Origin of the sequence: Brucella cytisi (assembly GCF_038433355.1) — a bacterium.
Taxonomy (GTDB): Bacteria; Pseudomonadota; Alphaproteobacteria; order Rhizobiales; family Rhizobiaceae; genus Brucella; species Brucella cytisi.
The window spans coordinates 47761-65801 of record NZ_JBCAUP010000015.1; the positions used below are offsets into that span (position 1 = coordinate 47761).

Genomic DNA, 18041 nt, shown 5'->3' on the forward strand with positions numbered 1-18041 from the left:
CCATCAGAAATCATCGTCGCCAGTGGGAACCAAAATTTCACGCTTGCCCGCGTGGTTGGCCGGACCGACAATGCCCTCCTCTTCCATGCGTTCGATGATTGAGGCAGCCCGATTATAACCAATACCGAGACGGCGCTGGATGTAGGAAGTCGAAGCCTTCTTGTCACGCAGCACCACGGCCACGGCCTGATCGTAAGGATCGTCGGAATCCTCCAGATTGCCGGTTCCAGCCGGACCACTGCCACCTTCGTCGTCTTCGTCATCCTCGGTGATGGCATCGAGATATTCCGGCACGCCCTGAAGCTTCAGATGCTGCACGATGCGCTCCACCTCGTCGTCGCCAACAAAAGGTCCGTGCACGCGCTGGATGCGACCACCGCCAGCCATGAAGAGCATATCACCCTGACCGAGAAGCTGCTCGGCGCCCTGCTCGCCCAGAATGGTGCGACTGTCGATTTTCGACGTCACCTGGAATGAAATGCGGGTCGGGAAGTTGGCCTTGATTGTGCCGGTGATGACGTCCACTGATGGGCGCTGGGTGGCCATGATGACATGAATACCCGCCGCTCGGGCCATCTGCGCCAGACGCTGCACCGCACCTTCGATATCCTTGCCGGCAACCATCATCAGGTCGGCCATTTCGTCGATAATCACGACGATATATGGCATCGGCTCCAGATCGAGCTCCTCCGTCTCGTAAATCGCCTCGCCGGTATTGCGGTCAAAGCCGGTCTGGACCGTACGTGCAATCGGCTCACCCTTTTTCTGCGCAAGGCCGACGCGCTGATTAAAGCCGTCAATATTGCGCACGCCGACCTTCGACATCTTGCGATAACGGTCTTCCATTTCGCGCACGGTCCATTTGAGCGCGACCACGGCTTTCTTGGGATCGGTTACGACAGGCGTCAGCAGATGCGGAATGCCGTCATAGACCGAGAGTTCCAGCATCTTCGGATCGATCATGATCAGGCGGCATTCCTGCGGCGTCATGCGATAAAGCAAGGACAGGATCATGGTGTTGATCGCCACCGACTTACCCGAACCGGTCGTACCGGCGACGAGAACGTGCGGCATCTTCGCGATATCGGCGATCACCGGCTCGCCATTGATGGTCTTGCCGAGCGCAAGTGCCAGTTTCGCCTTCGACTGTTCGAAGTCGCGACTTGCCAGCATCTCGCGCAGATAAACCATCTCGCGCTTCGGGTTCGGCAGTTCGATGCCAATGGCGTTACGGCCGGGAATGACGGCCACGCGTGCTGCAATCGCGCTCATCGAGCGGGCGATATCGTCGGCAAGACCGATGACGCGCGAGGACTTGATTCCCGGTGCGGGCTCCAGTTCGTAAAGTGTCACCACCGGACCAGGCTTCACATTGATGATTTCACCACGCACGCCGAAATCTTCCAGCACACCTTCCAACAAACGGGCGTTCTGTTCCAGCGCATCCTTGGAAAGCGCGGGATCGCGCTGGACGAGCTTCGGTTCGGCAAGGAAATGCAGCGATGGCATTTCAAACACGCCGTTGTCCTTGAGGAAGGACGGCTGCGCCTCGCGCTGGGCGCGGGCACCGGGTTTCGGCGACGGAGCGGCCTGTTCCACGCGAGCCTTTCGGCTACGCGGCGGCGGCGCATCATGCCATTCCTGACCGGCGAGCGGCGCACCGTCATCCATATCGTCCATATCGAAAGGCGGTTCGTCATCGGCAGCCGCTGGCGCCCCGAAACCGGGTTCGCGGCGCGGCGCATTGCGTGTTTCGGCGTTGCGGCGCACAACGCGCATATCGTCGAAATCTTCCGCGCGCGGGCGACGACGGCCAAGCCCCGTCAGGCGCTTGAAGTTCGCGGTCGTGGTCAGTACCAGATGGGTGAGCGCGCCCATAAGCTGGAAACCACCACCGGCTGATGTTTCATCGTCCTCGTCATCTGCTGCGAAATCATCCTCCTCAGCGCCACGGCGGCCCGAGGGCTGTGCAAGATTGACGATCCCCACACCGCGCCCAATGATACCGCTGGCGAAAAGGCAGAGCCAGAAGGCCGGTACGGCGAGGATAAGCGCAATGCCTGAAGCGATCGCGCCTTGCGGGAAACTGCCAAGGAAAAGACCCGGGAACTTCAGGATCATGTCGCCAAAGACGCCACCGAGACCAATCGGCATCGGCCAGCTTTCCGGCACGGCGAAGCAACTGGCGATGGCTGCAAACAGGAGTGCAGCGCCGAGCCACGCGAAACTGCGCTTGGCTACGCGGCCAATGCCGCCGCGTGTCATCATCAGCAGCGACCAGACGGCGAGCGGAAGCAGAGCGGGAACGCTCGCCAGACCGAAAAACTGCATGGCAATGTCAGAGAATACTGCGCCCGGATAACCCAGCGCATTCGTTACCGGATTGTCGGTCGCATGGCTGAAGCTCGGATCGGCAACATTCCAAGTCGCCAATGCGCCGACCGCCATGCCGGTGAGCGCCAGAAGTCCCAATCCGAACAGGATATAGAACTGCCTGCGGAAGAGATTGGCCAGTTTCAGCCTGTCTTCCGTAATCCGCTCGTCACGCAGCGGGTATGAGGGCGAATATCCTTGCCGCATATAGCCTGTCCCGAACCGAAAATATTTGCTGGCCCCTGAGCGGAAATGCTCCGGGCACATTGAATCGGTCCGATCCTAGTCGCGGGATGGTTAATTCCTCATTAACCATGCATCAGGCCGCAGATGAATCCTGTCGACAAAATGAAAAAGGCGCGGTGTTCCGCGCCTTTTTCCTCTTGAGACAATCCCGCTCTATTGAACGGATTCGCCGTGCAAAGCGATGTCGAGGCCTTCGATCTCGGCCTGTTTGCTGGGGCGCAGGCCCATGACGGCCTTGACCACGTAAAGAATGATCGCGGTGGCGATCGCCGTATAGACAATCGTGATGGCAGCACCGAAGAACTGCTTGCCGATGGTTGCACCTTCGCTGGCCGGGTTGATCGCCGCATCGGCGAAGAGACCGGTCAGCACCGCACCGACGAAGCCACCGACACCATGGACGCCAAACGCATCGAGCGAATCGTCATAACCGAGCGCATGCTTGATCTTTACGGCCGCCACATAGCAAACCGCACCAGCCACGATGCCGATGATGAGCGCACCCATGGGGTTGACGAAACCGGCGGCAGGCGTAACGGCAACAAGGCCGGCAACGGCGCCTGAAATGATACCGAGCACGCTCGGCTTGCCTGCAATCGCCCATTCCACGAACATCCAGGCCAGAGCCGCACCAGCAGTCGCAACCTGCGTATTGAGCATGGCGACGCCAGCAAGTGCATTGGCACCGACAGCGGAACCGGCATTGAAGCCGAACCAGCCAACCCACAGAAGGGCAGCACCAATGACCGAAAGGACAAGATTGTGCGGCGCCATGTTGGTGTGGCCGTAACCATCGCGCTTGCCGATGATGAGAGCCGCAACCAGACCGGCCACACCGGCATTGATATGGACGACCGTGCCGCCAGCAAAATCAAGCACGCCATCCGACGCCATGAAACCGCCGCCCCAGACCCAATGCGCGACCGGGATATAGACGATGAACAGCCAGAGGGTCAGGAAGACAAGCATGGAGGAAAACTTCATGCGTTCGGCAAACGAACCGGCGATAAGTGCGGGCGTGATCACCGCAAAAGTCATCTGGAAGGTGATAAACACATATTCGGGGATCGTTCCCGTCAGCGATTCCATCGTGACGCCGGAGAAAAAGGCCTTGGAAAGACCGCCAATATAAGAGTTGAGCGATCCACCATCGGTAAAGGCCAGCGAATAGCCTGCAACCATCCACAGAATGGACATGAGACAAGTAATGGCGAAGCTCTGCATCACCGTGGAGAGCACGTTCTTCTTGCGCACCATGCCGCCATAGAACAGTGCGAGACCCGGTATAGTCATCATCAACACAAGCGCGGTTGAAGTCAGCATCCACGCCGTATCGCCCGTATCGAGGGTTGGTGTCGGTGCGGCGTCCTGTGCCAATGCCGTCCCGGCCATGGCGACGAGCGCAGGCAGGGTAGCCAGAAGGGCCGTTTGCTTGTTTCTTCCTGTTATGAGCATCGAATTTCTCCGTCGAAGGGCGGCTTCAAACGCGGCTGCGCTGGAAAGACCGGTTCAAACAGAGAGAAACAAAAATCGTGCCAGTTGGCCCTGGCTGGCAAGTTAACTGCAAATTTTCTGATATTCGGTGCGCCGAATGCGGAAATTCTGGGCCATGGAAGAGGTGGTGCCGCTACGATTTCGAATCGAATGACGCCGTAAGTGATTCATTCGATTCGGTTTTTGCACCACGAGCATTCTACTAATCAGCAGCGAAATGCCTTATTATTAATCGACTGATCGATGTGCGATTAAAAAATAATCACTTCTTTTTGTCATGGACGCGGATCAACCCTTCCTGCGCGACCGATGCGATCAGCACGCCATCGCGTGTATAAAGCGCACCCCGGTTGAAACCGCGCGCGCCGGAGGCGCTGGGGGTGTCCTGCGTATAGAGCAACCAGTCATCAAGCCTGCATGGACGATGAAACCACATGGCATGATCGAGGCTTGCAACCTGCAGATCACGGTCGAAAATGGTGCGGCCATGCGGATGCAGGGACGTATCGAGCAGCGTCATATCGGAGAGATAGGCGAGAATGGCAGCCTGCAATGCCCGGTCATCCGGCACGATACCGCGCGCCCTGACCCAGACATGCTGGGCAGGCTCAAGCTTCTCGCGCGAGAAATAATGGGTCAGCGAGACTGGCTTGATTTCGATAGGCCGCTCCCGCTCCCAGTATTTGCGCACATTGGGCGGCGCCATATGGAGATATTGCTCCTTGATGTCGTGATCGCCGACAAGCTGCTCAGGCATCGGCAGTCCTTCCGGCATGGGAAGTTGGTGATCGAGCCCACCCTCATCCACCTGAAACGAAGCCGAAAGGGAAAAAATGGCCTTGCCATGCTGCTTTGCCAGAACGCGCCGTGTGCTGAAGCTCGATCCGTCGCGGATGCGGTCCACCTCATAGACAATCGGGGTCGCTGGATCGCCGGGCCGCACGAAATAGGCATGCAGGGAGTGGACATGTCGCTCAGGCTCAACCGTGCGCTGCGCTGCGATCAGCGCCTGCCCGATCACCTGCCCGCCGAAAACCCGCTGCCAGCCGACCTGTGGACTGTTGCCGCGGAACAGATCCACCTCAAGAGTTTCCAGATCGAGGATGGAAAGAAGCTCACGCATTGCGTCAGTTTGAGCGTCAGCGGACTTTTCTTGATCGGTCATGGACAGCCTGTCTCCTGCAACCATATATATGCTTTGAGTTCTTGTTTGAGCCGGAGCATTGGAACCTGTCAAGGAGCGTGCGGGAGAAGCTGTATCGGCAGAGGCCCGGATACCTCGCTTCGGCAGTTCGCGTTCCGACATGCACCGCGGCAAAATATCGGGTTTCTTGGACAACGATATATGCCAAAACACCGCTAGAGCGGTTCCAGTCAAACCAGAATCGTGGAACCGCACTATCTCTTTGTTTCTAAGCATTTGCCTGGCGCAAAACCGCTTCGCACTTTTGCTGGAAATGCTATCGTGAGATAGATTCTCGAAAGGAAATGACTATGGCCGCCCGGAAGAAGCAGGAAGCAGCACGCAGTAACGATGTGGTGATTGCAGGCGGCGGCTATGTCGGGCTCGTCACGGCAGTTGCGATCAAATCGGCGGCACCGCATCTTTCTGTCACCGTGATCGACGGTGCACCGGCTGGTGCCTGGAAGAACGACCCACGCGCTTCCTCGATTGCCGCGGCTGCATCACGTATGCTTGACCAGCTCGGCTGCTGGCAGGAAATCCTTCCCGAAGCCCAGCCCATCACGGAAATGGTCATCACCGATTCGCGCACTTCCGATCCGGTGCGCCCGGTTTTTCTCACTTTCGAAGGGGAAGTCGAACCCGGCGAACCCTTTGCCCATATGGTGGAAAACCGTGTCCTCAACACCGCCCTCCATAATAAGGCCGAAGCGCTCAGAATTGTCTTCCTCGAAGCCACCAGCGTAGAGAATTTCAACACTCTCCCTGAAGGTGTGACCGTCACTCTCTCCAATGGGGATACGCTTGAAACGCGCCTGCTGATCGCCGCAGATGGCGCGCGTTCCCGCCTGCGCGATCTGGCTGGCATCAAGACGGTCAACTGGGATTACGGCCAGTCCGGCATCGTGTGCAATGTCGCACATGAACTGCCGCATGGCGGCCGGGCTGATGAGCATTTTCTTCCAGCCGGCCCATTTGCGATCCTTCCGTTGAAGGGTAATCGCAGTTCACTGGTCTGGACCGAGCGCACATCGGATGCCGAACGCCTCATTCGCGAAGACGACTTCGTATTCGAAGCCGAACTGGAACAGCGCTTCGGGCATCGTCTGGGTGCCCTGCATGTCGAAGGCCCGCGCCGCGCCTTCCCGCTCGGCCTGACGCTGGCACGTGAATTCGTGAAGCCACGTTTCGTGCTGGTGGGCGATGCGGCGCACCGTATCCATCCCATTGCCGGTCAGGGCCTCAATCTTGGCTTCCGGGATGCCGCCGCAATTGCCGAAGTCGTGGTCGAAACGGATCGCCTCGGCCTCGACATCGGTTCATTTGCCGCTCTGGAGCGTTATCAGTCCTGGCGTCGCTTCGATACCATGCAGATGGGTGTGACGACGGACATCCTGACCAAGCTTTTCTCCAACGACAACCCGGCCATCCGCTCTATCCGCGATATTGGTCTGGGGCTCGTAGACCGGGTACCGGCATTGAAATCCTTCTTCATCAAGCAGGCCGCTGGTCTTTCAGGCGATACGCCGCGCTTGTTGAAAGGACAGTCCATCTAGTTCAGGGTGATTGCTGGAAGCCGTGGTCAAGCGCCCTATATCGGTAGCGGAAATCCCAACCGAGAGGAGAGCTTCCCATGGACAGAAAAGCAACCGCCGTCTGGCAAGGCACGCTGAAGGAAGGCAAAGGCACCCTCAACACGCAAAGCGGTGCACTGAAAGACCTGCCTTACGATTTCAAAGCTCGTTTTCAGGACGAAAGCGGTCGCTCCGGCACCAATCCGGAAGAACTTCTGGGTGCTGCGCATGCAGGCTGCTTTGCCATGCAGCTTTCCGCACTCCTGACGGAACACGGAACACCACCGGAAAAGCTGGAAGCAACTGCGGCAGTCACTGTCGGCCCCGCAGCTGGCGGTGGCTTTGAGATCAGCCGCAGCGCGCTCACGCTCAATGCCTCTATCCCCGGCATTTCGGTCGAGGATTTCGAAGCGCTCGCCAACAAGGCCAAGCAGTCCTGCCCTCTCTCGAAAGCACTGGGCGCCATTGAGGTTACGCTGGACGCAAAGCTGGTCTGAAAAATTTCAAGACGCGGAAATGATGAGCGGGCGCAAGCCCGCTTTTCTATTCGGGCAGGTGGCAAACAGCCTCGATATTGTGCCCATCCGGGTCCGTCACGAAAGCAGCGTAATAATCAGGATGGTAATCGGCACGCAGGCCGGGTTTGCCGTTGTCGGCCCCCCCGGCAGCAATTGCCGCTTCATAAAAGCGGTCAACCTCGGAGCGGGTTCCAGCCGAAAAAGCCACATGAAGCACGCCATCGAGCTTCGCGCCCTTCTGCTTGCCGATCCAGAATTCCGGCTTGCCATTGCGGCCATACCCCACCCAGTCGCCGAACTCCATGGCCCGGCTTATGCCAAGGGGGGCGAGTGCCGCATCATAGAATGCTCGCGACTTGGGCATGCTGGAAATGTTGAAACCAATATGATCGAGCATGATTGCCCTGTCTCCGATGGATCTATTCTCCAATGAGATATTGGCGCAGCTACAAAGATCAAGCCTTCTGCGATGGCAACCAGAGCTCAGATCAAGAAAAAGGGGAAGGTTTGCACCTTCCCCTTCTCAAATTCCAGATCAGTCACGCTGCTAGACGCGGCGCTCGACCATCATCTTCTTGATTTCGGCAATCGCCTTGGCAGGGTTCAAGCCCTTCGGGCAGGTCTGCGCACAATTCATGATCGTATGGCAGCGATAGAGCCGGAACGGGTCCTCGAGATTGTCGAGGCGTTCGCCTTTGGCTTCGTCGCGGCTATCGATCAACCAGCGATAGGCCTGCAGCAGCACGGCAGGACCGAGATATCGATCGCCGTTCCACCAGTAGCTCGGGCACGAGGTCGAGCAGCAGGCGCACAGAATGCACTCGTAGAGACCGTCGAGCTTCTGACGGTCCTCATGGCTCTGCAGCCATTCCTTCTGCGGCTCCGGCGAAACCGTCTTGAGCCAAGGCTCGATGGAACGATGCTGGGCGTAGAAATTGGTGAGGTCCGGCACAAGATCCTTCACCACCGGCATATGCGGCAGCGGGTAAACCTTGATGGCACCCTTGATGTCGTCCATGCCCTTGGTGCAGGCAAGCGTGTTTGCGCCGTCGATATTCATGGCGCAGGAACCGCAAATGCCTTCACGGCACGAACGGCGCAGCGTCAGGGTCGGGTCGATCTTGTTCTTGATATAGAGCAGACCGTCCAGAACCATCGGACCGCAATCGTCGCGATCGACATAATAGGTGTCGATGCTCGGATTGGCGTCGTCGTCCGGCGACCAGCGATAGATACGGAATTCGGTAACCCGCTTCGCACCGTCGGGGCGCGGCCAGGTCTTGCCCTCTTGCGGGCGCGAATTCTTGGGAAGTGCGAGTTCAACCATTGCTCTTTCCCTTGATTAGTAAACGCGCTTCTTCGGCGCAATCTTGGCGAGGCTGATGCCGCCTTCCTCTTCCGTCGTCAACGGATCGAGGTGGACAGGACGGTAGTCAAGCTTGACCTTGCCATCCGGCGACAGCCAGGACAGGGTGTGCTTGCGCCACACGGCATCGTTGCGATCCGGGAAATCCTCATGCGCATGGGCACCGCGGCTTTCCTGGCGCGCTTCGGCGGAAACAACCGTCGTCAGCGCATTCGCCATCAGGTTTTCCAGCTCGAGCGTTTCGACGAGATCGGAATTCCAGATCATCGAACGGTCGGTAACCTTGATGTCCGGCAGTTCATGCCAGAGCTTTTCCATGCGTTCGACGCCTTGCTTGAGCGATTCCGACGTACGGAATACGGCGGCATCTTCCTGCATGGTACGCTGCATCTTCTCGCGCAGTTCTGCGGTCGGCTGGGAGCCGTTGGCAAAACGCAGACGATCGAAGCGCTCCATGATCTTGTCGCAGGCGGTAACGTCGAGGTCAGGAATCTTCGACTTGCGATCAATGACCTGCCCAGCGCGGATTGCAGCCGCACGACCGAACACCACAAGGTCGATCAGCGAGTTGGAGCCGAGACGGTTTGCGCCGTGCACCGAAGCGCAGCCCGCTTCGCCGACAGCCATCAGGCCCGGCTGTACGCGGTCTGGATCAGCCTCGGTCGGGTTCAACACTTCGCCCCAGTAATTGGTCGGAATGCCACCCATATTGTAGTGAACCGTCGGGAGAACCGGGATCGGTTCCTTGGTCACATCGACGCCTGCGAAAATCTTGGCCGATTCCGAAATACCCGGCAGGCGTTCATGCAGAACAGCCGGATCGAGATGGTCAAGATGCAGGAAGATGTGATCCTTGGCCTTGCCGACGCCACGGCCAGCACGGATTTCCATGGTCATGCAGCGTGAGACAACATCACGCGAGGCAAGATCCTTGGCCGAAGGAGCATAACGCTCCATGAAGCGCTCGCCTTCGGAATTGACCAGATAACCGCCTTCACCGCGCGCGCCTTCAGTAATCAGGCAGCCAGCGCCATAGATGCCAGTTGGATGGAACTGTACGAATTCCATGTCCTGCAGTGGCAGGCCGGCACGTGCGACCATGCCGCCACCATCGCCGGTGCAGGTATGGGCAGAGGTTGCCGAGAAATAGGCACGGCCATAACCGCCCGTCGCCAGAACCACCATCTTGGCCGAGAAGCGATGGATCGTGCCGTCATCAAGGTTCCACGCCACGACGCCGGTGCAGACACCGTCAGTCATGATGAGATCGAGCGCGAAATATTCGATGAAGAACTGCGCGTTGTTCTTGAGCGACTGGCCATAGAGCGTATGCAGGATAGCGTGGCCGGTGCGGTCGGCAGCAGCACAGGTGCGCTGGACCGGAGGACCGTCGCCAAAATTCTGCATGTGGCCGCCGAACGGGCGCTGATAGATCTTGCCTTCTTCGGTACGCGAGAAAGGCACACCATAGTGTTCCAGTTCGTAGACGGCGGCAGGCGCTTCACGCGCCAGATATTCCATCGCATCGGTGTCGCCGAGCCAGTCCGATCCCTTGACGGTATCGTACATGTGCCACTGCCAGCTGTCCGGGCCCATATTCTTGAGCGAAGCGGCGATGCCACCCTGCGCTGCGACCGTATGCGAACGGGTCGGGAAAACCTTGGTGATGCAAGCCGTCTTCAGGCCTTGCTCGGCCATGCCGAGCGTTGCGCGTAAGCCCGCGCCGCCAGCTCCGACCACCACCACGTCGAACTTGTGATCGACATAGGTATATTTGCTTGCCACGGCAGCATCGGCCGCGTTGTTTACTGCACTAGCCATCGGGCTATCAACCTCCGAAGCTCAGCTTGAGAATCGCAAAAATGCAGGCAAAGCCAACCACCGCCGTAAAGAAGGTGTTCAACATCACCAGCACGACCTTCATGCCTTCGCCATGCACGTAATCTTCGATAATGACCTGCATACCCAGGCGCATGTGATAAACGCCAGTCAGAACGAACAGCGCCATCACGATTGCCGTGAAGGGATGCGACAAGGCAGCCCGGACTTCCGCATAGCTTGCGCCATTGAGCGAAATGACCAGACCGATGAAAAACATGACCAGCGGCACCAGAGCGGCGGCGCTCAACCGCTGATACCAGAAATGACCGGTGCCTTCCTTGGCCGATCCCAGACCCCGAACCTTGCCGAGCGGAGTGCGCATATCATTGTTCATACCGTTCATGAAACCAGCTCCCCTTAGCGCACCGAATAGGCAACGACCCAGACGAGGATCGTGGCGATGACGGAGAAAACGACGGTCGCCCAGGCGATCTTCGAAGCTGTGTGCTTTTCAAGACCAGCGCCCGTATCCCAGATCAGGTGACGAACGCCACCGGCCAGATGGTGCAGAAGCGCCCAGGTATAGCCGAACAGGATCAGGCGGCCGATCCAGGACGAGAACAATGCGTTGACGAAATTGAAGCACTCTTCGCTGACCGCAGCCGAAATCAGCCAGGCTGCCAGCAACAGGGTGCCGAAGTAAAGTGCGCCGCCCGTGATGCGATGGACGATGGACATCGTCATCGTAATGACCGGCTTGTAGATGGACAGGTGCGGCGACAAAGGACGCTGGCGCGTTACAGTCGGTTGTGTCATGGCTCTGTAGGCTTCCCTGACGTTTCTCTCCGGCCACACCCCGCTGACGAAGATCAGCGAAGCAGCCAGGTTGCGGGTTCTCCCGAACCCCAGTTCGACGTCGTCCAAAGCACAGGGAACCGGACTTTACGATCCCGCGCCGGTACGACCCAATAAAATATGGCTGGACCGTGGCGTACGGCCCTATGTGGCGCTTTCTACTGCGCTTTTACCATCACGTCAAAGAAGCTTTTTCACGAAAAGACTAACAATTGGTCGCACCTGGGCGACACATTCGCGTGATTGCGGCATTCAAACGATTGAAGACCGCAATCGGCAAAAACATGTGTAATTTCATCAACTTTTGGGAAATCGATCAACTGCCGAATCGAATCACATAGCTCGACCAGTCCGCAGCTGTAGCAATCTGTTCATAGAGCTTGCGTCCGTCTTCCGGCACGCGCGGCGCATTAAGCACCAGCTTGGACCAGCTGCGCTCTTCCGCCTTGTCGGCAAGCACGTCGATCAGCGCCTTGGCTATGCCCTTTCCGCGATGATCGTGATGCACATAGATATGGTCCACCTGCCCTGCACGCAGACCCGTCACGGGTTCGGGCAGATCGTAGAAGATCACGAAGCCGACCAGATTTCCGTCGACCCTGGCCCCCAGAGTTTCAGCGGCGCGATCCTGAAGCAGGTGTTCGGCATAAAAATCGTCGGGGCGGCGTGGAGCGCCGCGCTTCAGCGCCTGCGCGTAGCTTGCCAGCAGCGGCGCGAATTCATGGGCATCACGCAGATGGAGGAGCGCAATATCGACGGCATGATCTTTGGTCATTAGACGTTCCTTGGCGTTTCCAGCTCTTCCGTCTGCGACCTGCGAAGCAGTAGCGCACGAGAAGACCGGTTCGATTTTAGCCAGCACGGATGACAAAGGTAAAGAAAGAGTTAAGATAGTCCTCATTCTCTTTGGGATCATGCACGATGAGGCTCGATCAACGATGGCAAACTGCAAACGGCTGATACTTGGTCTGGTTGTCGTCGGCGCCCTTGCGCTGACCAGTCCCGCGCTTGCCGAAGAAGCTATGCGCTCCGTCGATGCATCAGGAAATCTTGTCGTCCAGATGCCGGATAATGGCGCCAAGATCATCCGGGTCGGCGCGGCGCAGAAGCCAGTTTTGCCTTCGCCGCAACGCATGAAGGTGATTACCGCGCCGCGGGATCGCACGGTTGCCTATATCGTCGCCAAGCCCAACAGCAATTGCGAGTGCGCAGTCGTGCTGCACGGACGCTCTTTCATGTATGGGATCGACCGCGGGGAGACGCCGGTCCTCGACCATGCAGGCTGCGGCTATCAATAGGATTCGTTCAACGCCCGGCCTTTGAGCGGAACTCCACAACGTTTTCGTCCACCAGTATCGGCAGAGCGCTGCGGACGCAGTTGCGCCCACCCTTCTTCGCTTCATAAAGCGCCCCGTCGGCCCGCTTGTAGAGATCGGAAAACACATCGTCGAATTCCATTTCCGCGATACCGAAGCTCACGGTGAATTCAATCCCGCCGTTCCTGCCCGGAATATGGATATCGCGACAGGCAAGCCGGGTCTTGTCCGCAAATCTCCATGCGGACTGGATCGTATTGCCCGGCAGAATGATCGCGAATTCCTCGCCGCCAATACGCGCGGCAATCCCACCCTTGGCATTGGCTGCCTTGTGCAATTCGGCCGAGAACGCGGCAATGACGCGGTCTCCCAGCGCATGACCATGTGTATCGTTGATTGCCTTGAAGTGATCGATGTCGCACAGAACAAGCGACAAGGCCTGCCGCATGCGTTTCGACTTTTCAATTGCAGCCTCAGCGCGAAACTCGAAACCGCGCCGGTTGAGCAAGGTCGAAAGCTGGTCCGTTTCCGAGCGGATCAGCATATTGGCGATCAGCTCCCGCATCAGGCTCAAGAGCAGAAGCAGCCCGCCTGCGACGGAAAGAGCAGCACCGATTGACTGCGAGAACATTGCGTAGGTCGTATCGATATAATCAGCCGGTTCAGAACCCGCGCCTCCCGACAGCACAGCGATGACCGGCTTGAACAGGAAATGGACGGCACTGATACCAAACAGTATCGCCATCAAGGTATCGATACCGTTGCGTTCCACCCGCAGGATCAGCCACACTGCCAGAAGGAGTACGAGGAAATAGGGCGCCTGATAAAGCAGCATGCCGATCATCTGGCTGCGGGCAATGTCATATATGCTGTAGACCCCGGCGAGAGATGCAATGGTCAGCAGACCGAGCGCAATCCACGGCACCGGTCGGCCATACATCCGCGCCAGACCGACGACCAGACAGGACAATGTCAGGTAATAGGTCGAAAAGGCGAGCATATAACCGAGGCGGGGATTGGGAATGGAAGGCATGGCAAGCTCTGTCAGGAAATAGAGCATTGCGAAAATAAAGCCGAAGGCGAAGACAGGCGCGGCCGCATTATCCCGCGCATAAACGGCAATGCCGAGAAATGCGAAAGCAAACAGACCGGAAACGGTCATGTTGATCAGGAGGATAAAGTCGGCTCCATTCATCGATGCTCTTCCCCGTGCTGGCTGTCAAAGGCTCCCAGACGCCAGCCACCCCATTCCTCCTTACAATCAAAGCGTGAAAAAGCTGCTAATATACAGCCAAAGAAAAACCGCCGGGATGAACCGGCGGTTTGGTCTTTCCAGAAGCGCTTCGTCAGATGTGAAACCTCAGTTCCACTCGCGAATGTCGACGAAATGTCCGGCAATTGCCGCAGCGGCAGCCATGGCTGGCGACACGAGATGGGTGCGGCCCTTGAAGCCCTGGCGACCTTCGAAGTTACGGTTCGAGGTCGAAGCGCAACGTTCGCCCGGCTTCAGGCGGTCGTCGTTCATGGCAAGGCACATGGAGCAACCCGGTTCGCGCCAGTCGAAACCGGCTTCGATGAAGATCTTGTCCAGACCTTCGGCTTCTGCCTGCTCCTTCACGAGCCCGGACCCCGGCACGATCATGGCATTGACGCCAGCCGCAACCTTCTTACCAGCGGCCATGCGTGCCGCATCGCGCAGATCTTCGATACGACCATTGGTGCAGGAACCGATGAAGACGCGATCGATCTTGATGTCGGTCATCTTGGTGCCCGGTTTCAGGCCCATATAGTCCAGAGCACGCCATTTGGATGCACGCTTGGTTTCGTCCTTGATATCGTCCGGGTTCGGAACGATGTCGGTGACGAAAACGACGTCTTCCGGCGAGGAGCCCCAGGAGACGACCGGCGAAATCTTGGCCGCATCCAGCTCGACGATCTTGTCGAAATGCGCACCTTCATCAGAATGCAGCGTCTTCCAGTAACCAATAGCCTGTTCCAGCGCTTCGCCCTTCGGCGCGCGCGGCTTGTCCTGCACATAGGCAAAGGTCGTTTCATCCGGTGCGATCAGGCCAGCGCGTGCGCCGCCCTCAATCGACATGTTGCAGACGGTCATGCGACCTTCCATTGACAGCGAGCGAATGGCGCTGCCTGCATATTCGATCACATAACCGGTGCCGCCTGCAGTGCCGATTTCGCCGATGATGGCGAGCGTGATATCCTTGGCGGTCACGCCCGGAGCCAGTTCACCCTCGACACGCACCAGCATGTTCTTGGCTTTCTTCTGGATCAGCGTCTGGGTAGCCAGAACGTGTTCCACCTCGGAGGTGCCGATACCATGCGCAAGCGAACCGAAAGCGCCATGCGTGGAGGTGTGGCTGTCGCCGCAGACGATAGTCATGCCCGGCAAGGTGAAGCCCTGTTCCGGTCCGACGATGTGCACGACGCCCTGACGGCGATCGCGCTCGGAATAATATTCAACGTTGAAATCCGCAGCATTCTTGGCCAGAGCCTCGACCTGAATGCGGCTTTCCTCGTTCTTGATACCGTTGATGCGGTCCGGTGAGGTCGGAACATTGTGATCGACCACGGCCAGCGTCTTTTCAGGATGACGCACCTTGCGGCCAGCCATGCGCAGGCCTTCAAAAGCCTGCGGACTCGTCACTTCGTGCACAAGATGGCGATCAATATAAAGGAGGCAGGTTCCGTCTTCCTGCTGATCCACTACATGGTCGTCCCAGATCTTGTCGTAAAGTGTACGCGGCGCGCTCATTGCGAGAGGTCCTTTGAATAGTTCTTAACTTTGGCTGTCATATGCACCCGCCATCACGGTTCGTCAAGAAACTGAAACCGCAACAGGGTGTCGCAGTAACAATCTTGCGAGATATGGGCGGAATTATGCAATATGTTACGCAGCCCGTCGCATTTGGCAAATAAAAAAGGCGACCCGAGGCCGCCTTTTTCAAACAGATTGCTGTGAAGCTTATTCAGCAGCAGCCTTGGCGGCTTCGGCCTTGGCGGCGGCAGCCTTGTCGGCTTCGCGCTCGGCCTTGGTACGGTTGTCTTTCTTTTCAGCAATACGGGCAGCCTTACCGGTAAGGCCACGCAGGTAGTAAAGCTTCGCGCGACGAACCTTGCCGCGGCGAACGAGTTCAACGCCTTCGACGATCGGCGAGTAAACCGGGAATACGCGCTCTACGCCTTCGCCGTACGAAATCTTGCGAACGGTGAAGTTTTCGTTGAGGCCAGCGCCGGAACGGGCAATGCAGACGCCTTCATAGGCCTGCACGCGGGTACGCGTACCTTCGGTAACGCGAACCTGAACGCGAACCGTGTCGCCCGGCTGGAAATCTGGAAGCTTGCGCTTTTCTTCGATCTTTGCTGCCTGTTCGGCTTCAAGCTGACGAATGATATCGGTCATCGTCTCTCTCCTTCTTGAATTCTTCTCAAACAGTCAGAGCGCTCTGCACTTGCCGCCAAGCAATCCTTGGCCCTGCGGCTATGCCCTCAATTTCAGGCAGGAGCGGTACACCATTTATTGGTTTAGGACGTTTCGGGCTTTGCCCGAACGAGATATTGCATTGTCGGGACTAGCCCGAACTCGCGCGGCAATACACCATTGCCGCCAATGAATCAATATCAGGACAAGAAAATCGCCTCAGATACGGCCCAGATGCGTGTCCTTGAAACCGGTTCCATATTTGAGACCGAAGCCAAGCGCGCGGTCGACGCCGATATGCACGGCCCAGATCAGTGCCATAGCGATGCAGATCTGCCAGTTCATCGCCCAACCCAGAACTGCGAGAAGCACAACGCCGATCCAGCTATGGGCGATATTATAGACCACGGCGCCGGTGCGCGGCCCCTTCATATAGCCGAAGAAGGACAGATCGGGCGCCAGAATGAGCAGGGCGAAAAGCCACCAGCTTGCACCGCTGACCCAATAAGCTCCCAGCGCCAGCAGCGCGAGGGAAATACTTTCGAGCCGCTGGATCAGGTTCATTTGCGTTTGCCCTCGCTATAGGCTTCCCAAAGATCGGGACGCCGTTCCTTCGTGATCCGTTCGGCCTGCTCATGCCGCCATTTATCGATCGCGCCATGATTGCCGGAGGTCAGGATTTCGGGAATGGGCCTATCTTCCCAAACCTGAGGCCGGGTATAATGCGGATGTTCGAGCAAGCCGGTCTCAAAACTTTCGGTCTCTCCGGATTCGCGATTGCCCATCACACCCGGCAAAAGCCGCACGATTGCATCAAGCAAAACGATTGCCGCGGTTTCTCCACCCGACAGGATGTAATCGCCGATCGATACTTCCTCGAGATTGCGCGCCTCGATGACGCGCTCGTCCACACCCTCGAAACGACCACAAAGAATGATCGCGCCCGGTCCGTCGGCCAGTTCGCGCACGCGCTTCTGCGTCAGCGGCTTTCCGCGCGGGCTCATCAGCAGCATCGGACGGCGACCGTCGGCAACCGAATCCAGCGCGCGGGCGATCACATCCGGCTTCATCACCATGCCAGCGCCACCACCGGATGGCGTGTCATCGACCATACGGTGCTTGCCTTCCGCAAAATCGCGAATCTGCACCGCATCGAGCTGCCATTTGGCCTCGCTGAGTGCCTTACCTGCAAGCGAAGTGCCAAGGGGGCCGGGAAACATTTCCGGATAAAGCGTCAGCACCGATGCATGAAAGAAGCCGGGCTCATCATCGACCCTTGAAACGTCGGTCATGACTTCTTCGGCTTTTTCTTTTCGTTCTGCGGGCGTTCATCCTCATCGTCGGCGATCAGTCCAGCGGCATAGGGCTCGACCAGCAAAGTGCCCTTGTCCAGATCGATTTCCGGTACGGCTGCCTCCGTGAACGGAATAAGCATCGGGCGCTTGCCCTTTTCGCTGAGCTCGATGAGGTCGCCGCCACCGAAATCGAACAAGGCGCTCACCACGCCATAGGTCTTGCCTTCAGCATCCACCGCCAGCAAGCCGATCAGGTCGGTCTGGAAGAACTCGTCTTCGTCCAGTTCGTCGTCCGGCAGCTGCGAACGATCAATAAAAAGTTCGGTCCCGTTCAACGCTTCGGCGGCATTACGATCATTGATGCCCTTGAAGCGCACGACCACGACCGTCTTTGCTGGACGAGCTTCCAGAACCTCGTAACTCTTGCCCTGTTCGTCATAGAGCAAGCCGTATTCGGCAATTGCCAGCGGGTCGCCGGTAAAGGTCTTTACTCTCACTTCGCCACGCGTGCCATGGGCGGCACCAATGACGGCAAGCTGGATCGGGTTTTCTGGACGCGGCATT

General features: G+C 57.9%; 18 protein-coding genes. 3 read left to right on the plus strand and 15 right to left on the minus strand.

Annotated features, from left to right (window positions below):
* Positions 1-3: 3 nt before the first annotated feature.
* From AAE521_RS15670 to tesB, 3 genes are all read right to left on the minus strand, one after another.
* Positions 4-2580, minus strand: a complete 2577-nt coding sequence (locus AAE521_RS15670; RefSeq protein WP_071632673.1) for a DNA translocase FtsK — start codon at positions 2578-2580, stop codon at positions 4-6.
* 192 nt (positions 2581-2772) lie between these two features.
* Positions 2773-4074 (minus strand): ammonium transporter, encoded by a 1302-nt coding sequence (locus tag AAE521_RS15675; protein WP_010657567.1) that lies wholly within the window; start codon positions 4072-4074, stop codon positions 2773-2775.
* Between the two features lie 301 nt (positions 4075-4375).
* Entirely contained in the window at positions 4376-5278 is a 903-nt protein-coding gene (gene tesB, locus AAE521_RS15680; RefSeq protein ID WP_071632639.1) for an acyl-CoA thioesterase II, read from the minus strand.
* 329 nt (positions 5279-5607) lie between these two features.
* Here tesB and AAE521_RS15685 point away from each other — a divergent pair, with 329 nt between their 5' ends.
* Positions 5608-6852 (plus strand): ubiquinone biosynthesis hydroxylase, encoded by a 1245-nt coding sequence (locus AAE521_RS15685; protein ID WP_342061788.1) that lies wholly within the window; start codon positions 5608-5610, stop codon positions 6850-6852.
* 77 nt (positions 6853-6929) lie between these two features.
* Positions 6930-7367, plus strand: coding sequence for an OsmC family protein (locus AAE521_RS15690; protein ID WP_010657570.1), 438 nt, complete (start codon positions 6930-6932; stop codon positions 7365-7367).
* Between the two features lie 46 nt (positions 7368-7413).
* Here AAE521_RS15690 and AAE521_RS15695 read toward each other — a convergent pair whose 3' ends face one another.
* The 6 genes from AAE521_RS15695 to AAE521_RS15720 form a co-directional block, all read right to left on the minus strand.
* Positions 7414-7785: a VOC family protein gene (locus AAE521_RS15695; protein WP_012091144.1), complete on the minus strand. Its 372-nt coding sequence runs from the start codon at positions 7783-7785 to the stop codon at positions 7414-7416.
* A 150-nt stretch (positions 7786-7935) separates the two neighbouring features.
* Entirely contained in the window at positions 7936-8715 is a 780-nt protein-coding gene (locus tag AAE521_RS15700) for a succinate dehydrogenase iron-sulfur subunit (protein WP_010657572.1), read from the minus strand.
* 15 nt (positions 8716-8730) lie between these two features.
* Positions 8731-10575, minus strand: a complete 1845-nt coding sequence (gene sdhA / locus AAE521_RS15705; protein ID WP_012091143.1) for a succinate dehydrogenase flavoprotein subunit — start codon at positions 10573-10575, stop codon at positions 8731-8733.
* 7 nt (positions 10576-10582) lie between these two features.
* On the minus strand, positions 10583-10978 hold the full coding sequence (sdhD, locus tag AAE521_RS15710; RefSeq protein WP_010657574.1) for a succinate dehydrogenase, hydrophobic membrane anchor protein: 396 nt from the start codon (positions 10976-10978) through the stop codon (positions 10583-10585).
* Positions 10979-10992: 14 nt separating this feature from the next.
* Positions 10993-11391, minus strand: coding sequence for a succinate dehydrogenase, cytochrome b556 subunit (sdhC, locus tag AAE521_RS15715; protein ID WP_010657575.1), 399 nt, complete (start codon positions 11389-11391; stop codon positions 10993-10995).
* A 355-nt stretch (positions 11392-11746) separates the two neighbouring features.
* Complete coding sequence (locus AAE521_RS15720; RefSeq protein ID WP_010657576.1) at positions 11747-12205, minus strand: GNAT family N-acetyltransferase; 459 nt, start codon at positions 12203-12205, stop codon at positions 11747-11749.
* A gap of 163 nt (positions 12206-12368) precedes the next feature.
* Here AAE521_RS15720 and AAE521_RS15725 point away from each other — a divergent pair, with 163 nt between their 5' ends.
* Complete coding sequence (locus AAE521_RS15725; protein ID WP_342061789.1) at positions 12369-12728, plus strand: hypothetical protein; 360 nt, start codon at positions 12369-12371, stop codon at positions 12726-12728.
* Between the two features lie 7 nt (positions 12729-12735).
* On the opposite strand, the gene AAE521_RS15730 is transcribed toward AAE521_RS15725, so the two are convergent.
* The 6 genes from AAE521_RS15730 to rimM all read right to left on the minus strand — a co-directional run bounded on the left by AAE521_RS15730 (position 12736) and on the right by rimM (position 18040).
* The gene (locus tag AAE521_RS15730) at positions 12736-13941 is read right to left on the minus strand and encodes a GGDEF domain-containing protein (protein WP_342061790.1); all 1206 of its coding nucleotides are present in this window, start codon (positions 13939-13941) and stop codon (positions 12736-12738) included.
* A 165-nt stretch (positions 13942-14106) separates the two neighbouring features.
* Positions 14107-15516: a 3-isopropylmalate dehydratase large subunit gene (leuC, locus tag AAE521_RS15735; protein ID WP_342061791.1), complete on the minus strand. Its 1410-nt coding sequence runs from the start codon at positions 15514-15516 to the stop codon at positions 14107-14109.
* Positions 15517-15726: 210 nt separating this feature from the next.
* Positions 15727-16164, minus strand: a complete 438-nt coding sequence (rplS, locus tag AAE521_RS15740; RefSeq protein ID WP_006467977.1) for a 50S ribosomal protein L19 — start codon at positions 16162-16164, stop codon at positions 15727-15729.
* Between the two features lie 237 nt (positions 16165-16401).
* The gene (locus AAE521_RS15745; RefSeq protein ID WP_342061792.1) at positions 16402-16746 is read right to left on the minus strand and encodes a DUF4260 domain-containing protein; all 345 of its coding nucleotides are present in this window, start codon (positions 16744-16746) and stop codon (positions 16402-16404) included.
* A complete protein-coding gene (gene trmD / locus AAE521_RS15750; RefSeq protein WP_342061793.1) occupies positions 16743-17474 on the minus strand; it encodes a tRNA (guanosine(37)-N1)-methyltransferase TrmD in 732 nt (243 codons plus the stop codon). Before trmD ends, AAE521_RS15745 begins: the two co-directional genes overlap by 4 nt.
* Positions 17471-18040: a ribosome maturation factor RimM gene (gene rimM / locus AAE521_RS15755; RefSeq protein ID WP_010657582.1), complete on the minus strand. Its 570-nt coding sequence runs from the start codon at positions 18038-18040 to the stop codon at positions 17471-17473. Before rimM ends, trmD begins: the two co-directional genes overlap by 4 nt.
* Between the last annotated feature and the right edge of the window lies 1 nt (position 18041).

Bases quoted from the DNA above. Each gene is read 5' to 3' on its own strand.
- AAE521_RS15700 (WP_010657572.1), bottom strand. From the start codon at position 8,715: ATGGTTGAACTCGCACTTCCCAAGAATTCGCGCCCGCAAGAGGGCAAG.
- trmD (WP_342061793.1), bottom strand. From the start codon at position 17,474: ATGACCGACGTTTCAAGGGTCGATGATGAGCCCGGCTTCTTTCATGCA.
- tesB (WP_071632639.1), bottom strand. From the start codon at position 5,278: ATGACCGATCAAGAAAAGTCCGCTGACGCTCAAACTGACGCAATGCGT.
- sdhD (WP_010657574.1), bottom strand. From the start codon at position 10,978: ATGAACGGTATGAACAATGATATGCGCACTCCGCTCGGCAAGGTTCGG.
- AAE521_RS15690 (WP_010657570.1), top strand. From the start codon at position 6,930: ATGGACAGAAAAGCAACCGCCGTCTGGCAAGGCACGCTGAAGGAAGGC.
- rplS (WP_006467977.1), bottom strand. From the start codon at position 16,164: ATGACCGATATCATTCGTCAGCTTGAAGCCGAACAGGCAGCAAAGATC.
- AAE521_RS15730 (WP_342061790.1), bottom strand. From the start codon at position 13,941: ATGAATGGAGCCGACTTTATCCTCCTGATCAACATGACCGTTTCCGGT.
- AAE521_RS15685 (WP_342061788.1), top strand. From the start codon at position 5,608: ATGGCCGCCCGGAAGAAGCAGGAAGCAGCACGCAGTAACGATGTGGTG.
- AAE521_RS15745 (WP_342061792.1), bottom strand. From the start codon at position 16,746: ATGAACCTGATCCAGCGGCTCGAAAGTATTTCCCTCGCGCTGCTGGCG.
- sdhA (WP_012091143.1), bottom strand. From the start codon at position 10,575: ATGGCTAGTGCAGTAAACAACGCGGCCGATGCTGCCGTGGCAAGCAAA.
- leuC (WP_342061791.1), bottom strand. From the start codon at position 15,516: ATGAGCGCGCCGCGTACACTTTACGACAAGATCTGGGACGACCATGTA.
- AAE521_RS15725 (WP_342061789.1), top strand. From the start codon at position 12,369: ATGGCAAACTGCAAACGGCTGATACTTGGTCTGGTTGTCGTCGGCGCC.
- AAE521_RS15670 (WP_071632673.1), bottom strand. From the start codon at position 2,580: ATGCGGCAAGGATATTCGCCCTCATACCCGCTGCGTGACGAGCGGATT.
- AAE521_RS15695 (WP_012091144.1), bottom strand. From the start codon at position 7,785: ATGCTCGATCATATTGGTTTCAACATTTCCAGCATGCCCAAGTCGCGA.
- AAE521_RS15720 (WP_010657576.1), bottom strand. From the start codon at position 12,205: ATGACCAAAGATCATGCCGTCGATATTGCGCTCCTCCATCTGCGTGAT.
- rimM (WP_010657582.1), bottom strand. From the start codon at position 18,040: ATGCCGCGTCCAGAAAACCCGATCCAGCTTGCCGTCATTGGTGCCGCC.
- sdhC (WP_010657575.1), bottom strand. From the start codon at position 11,391: ATGACACAACCGACTGTAACGCGCCAGCGTCCTTTGTCGCCGCACCTG.
- AAE521_RS15675 (WP_010657567.1), bottom strand. From the start codon at position 4,074: ATGCTCATAACAGGAAGAAACAAGCAAACGGCCCTTCTGGCTACCCTG.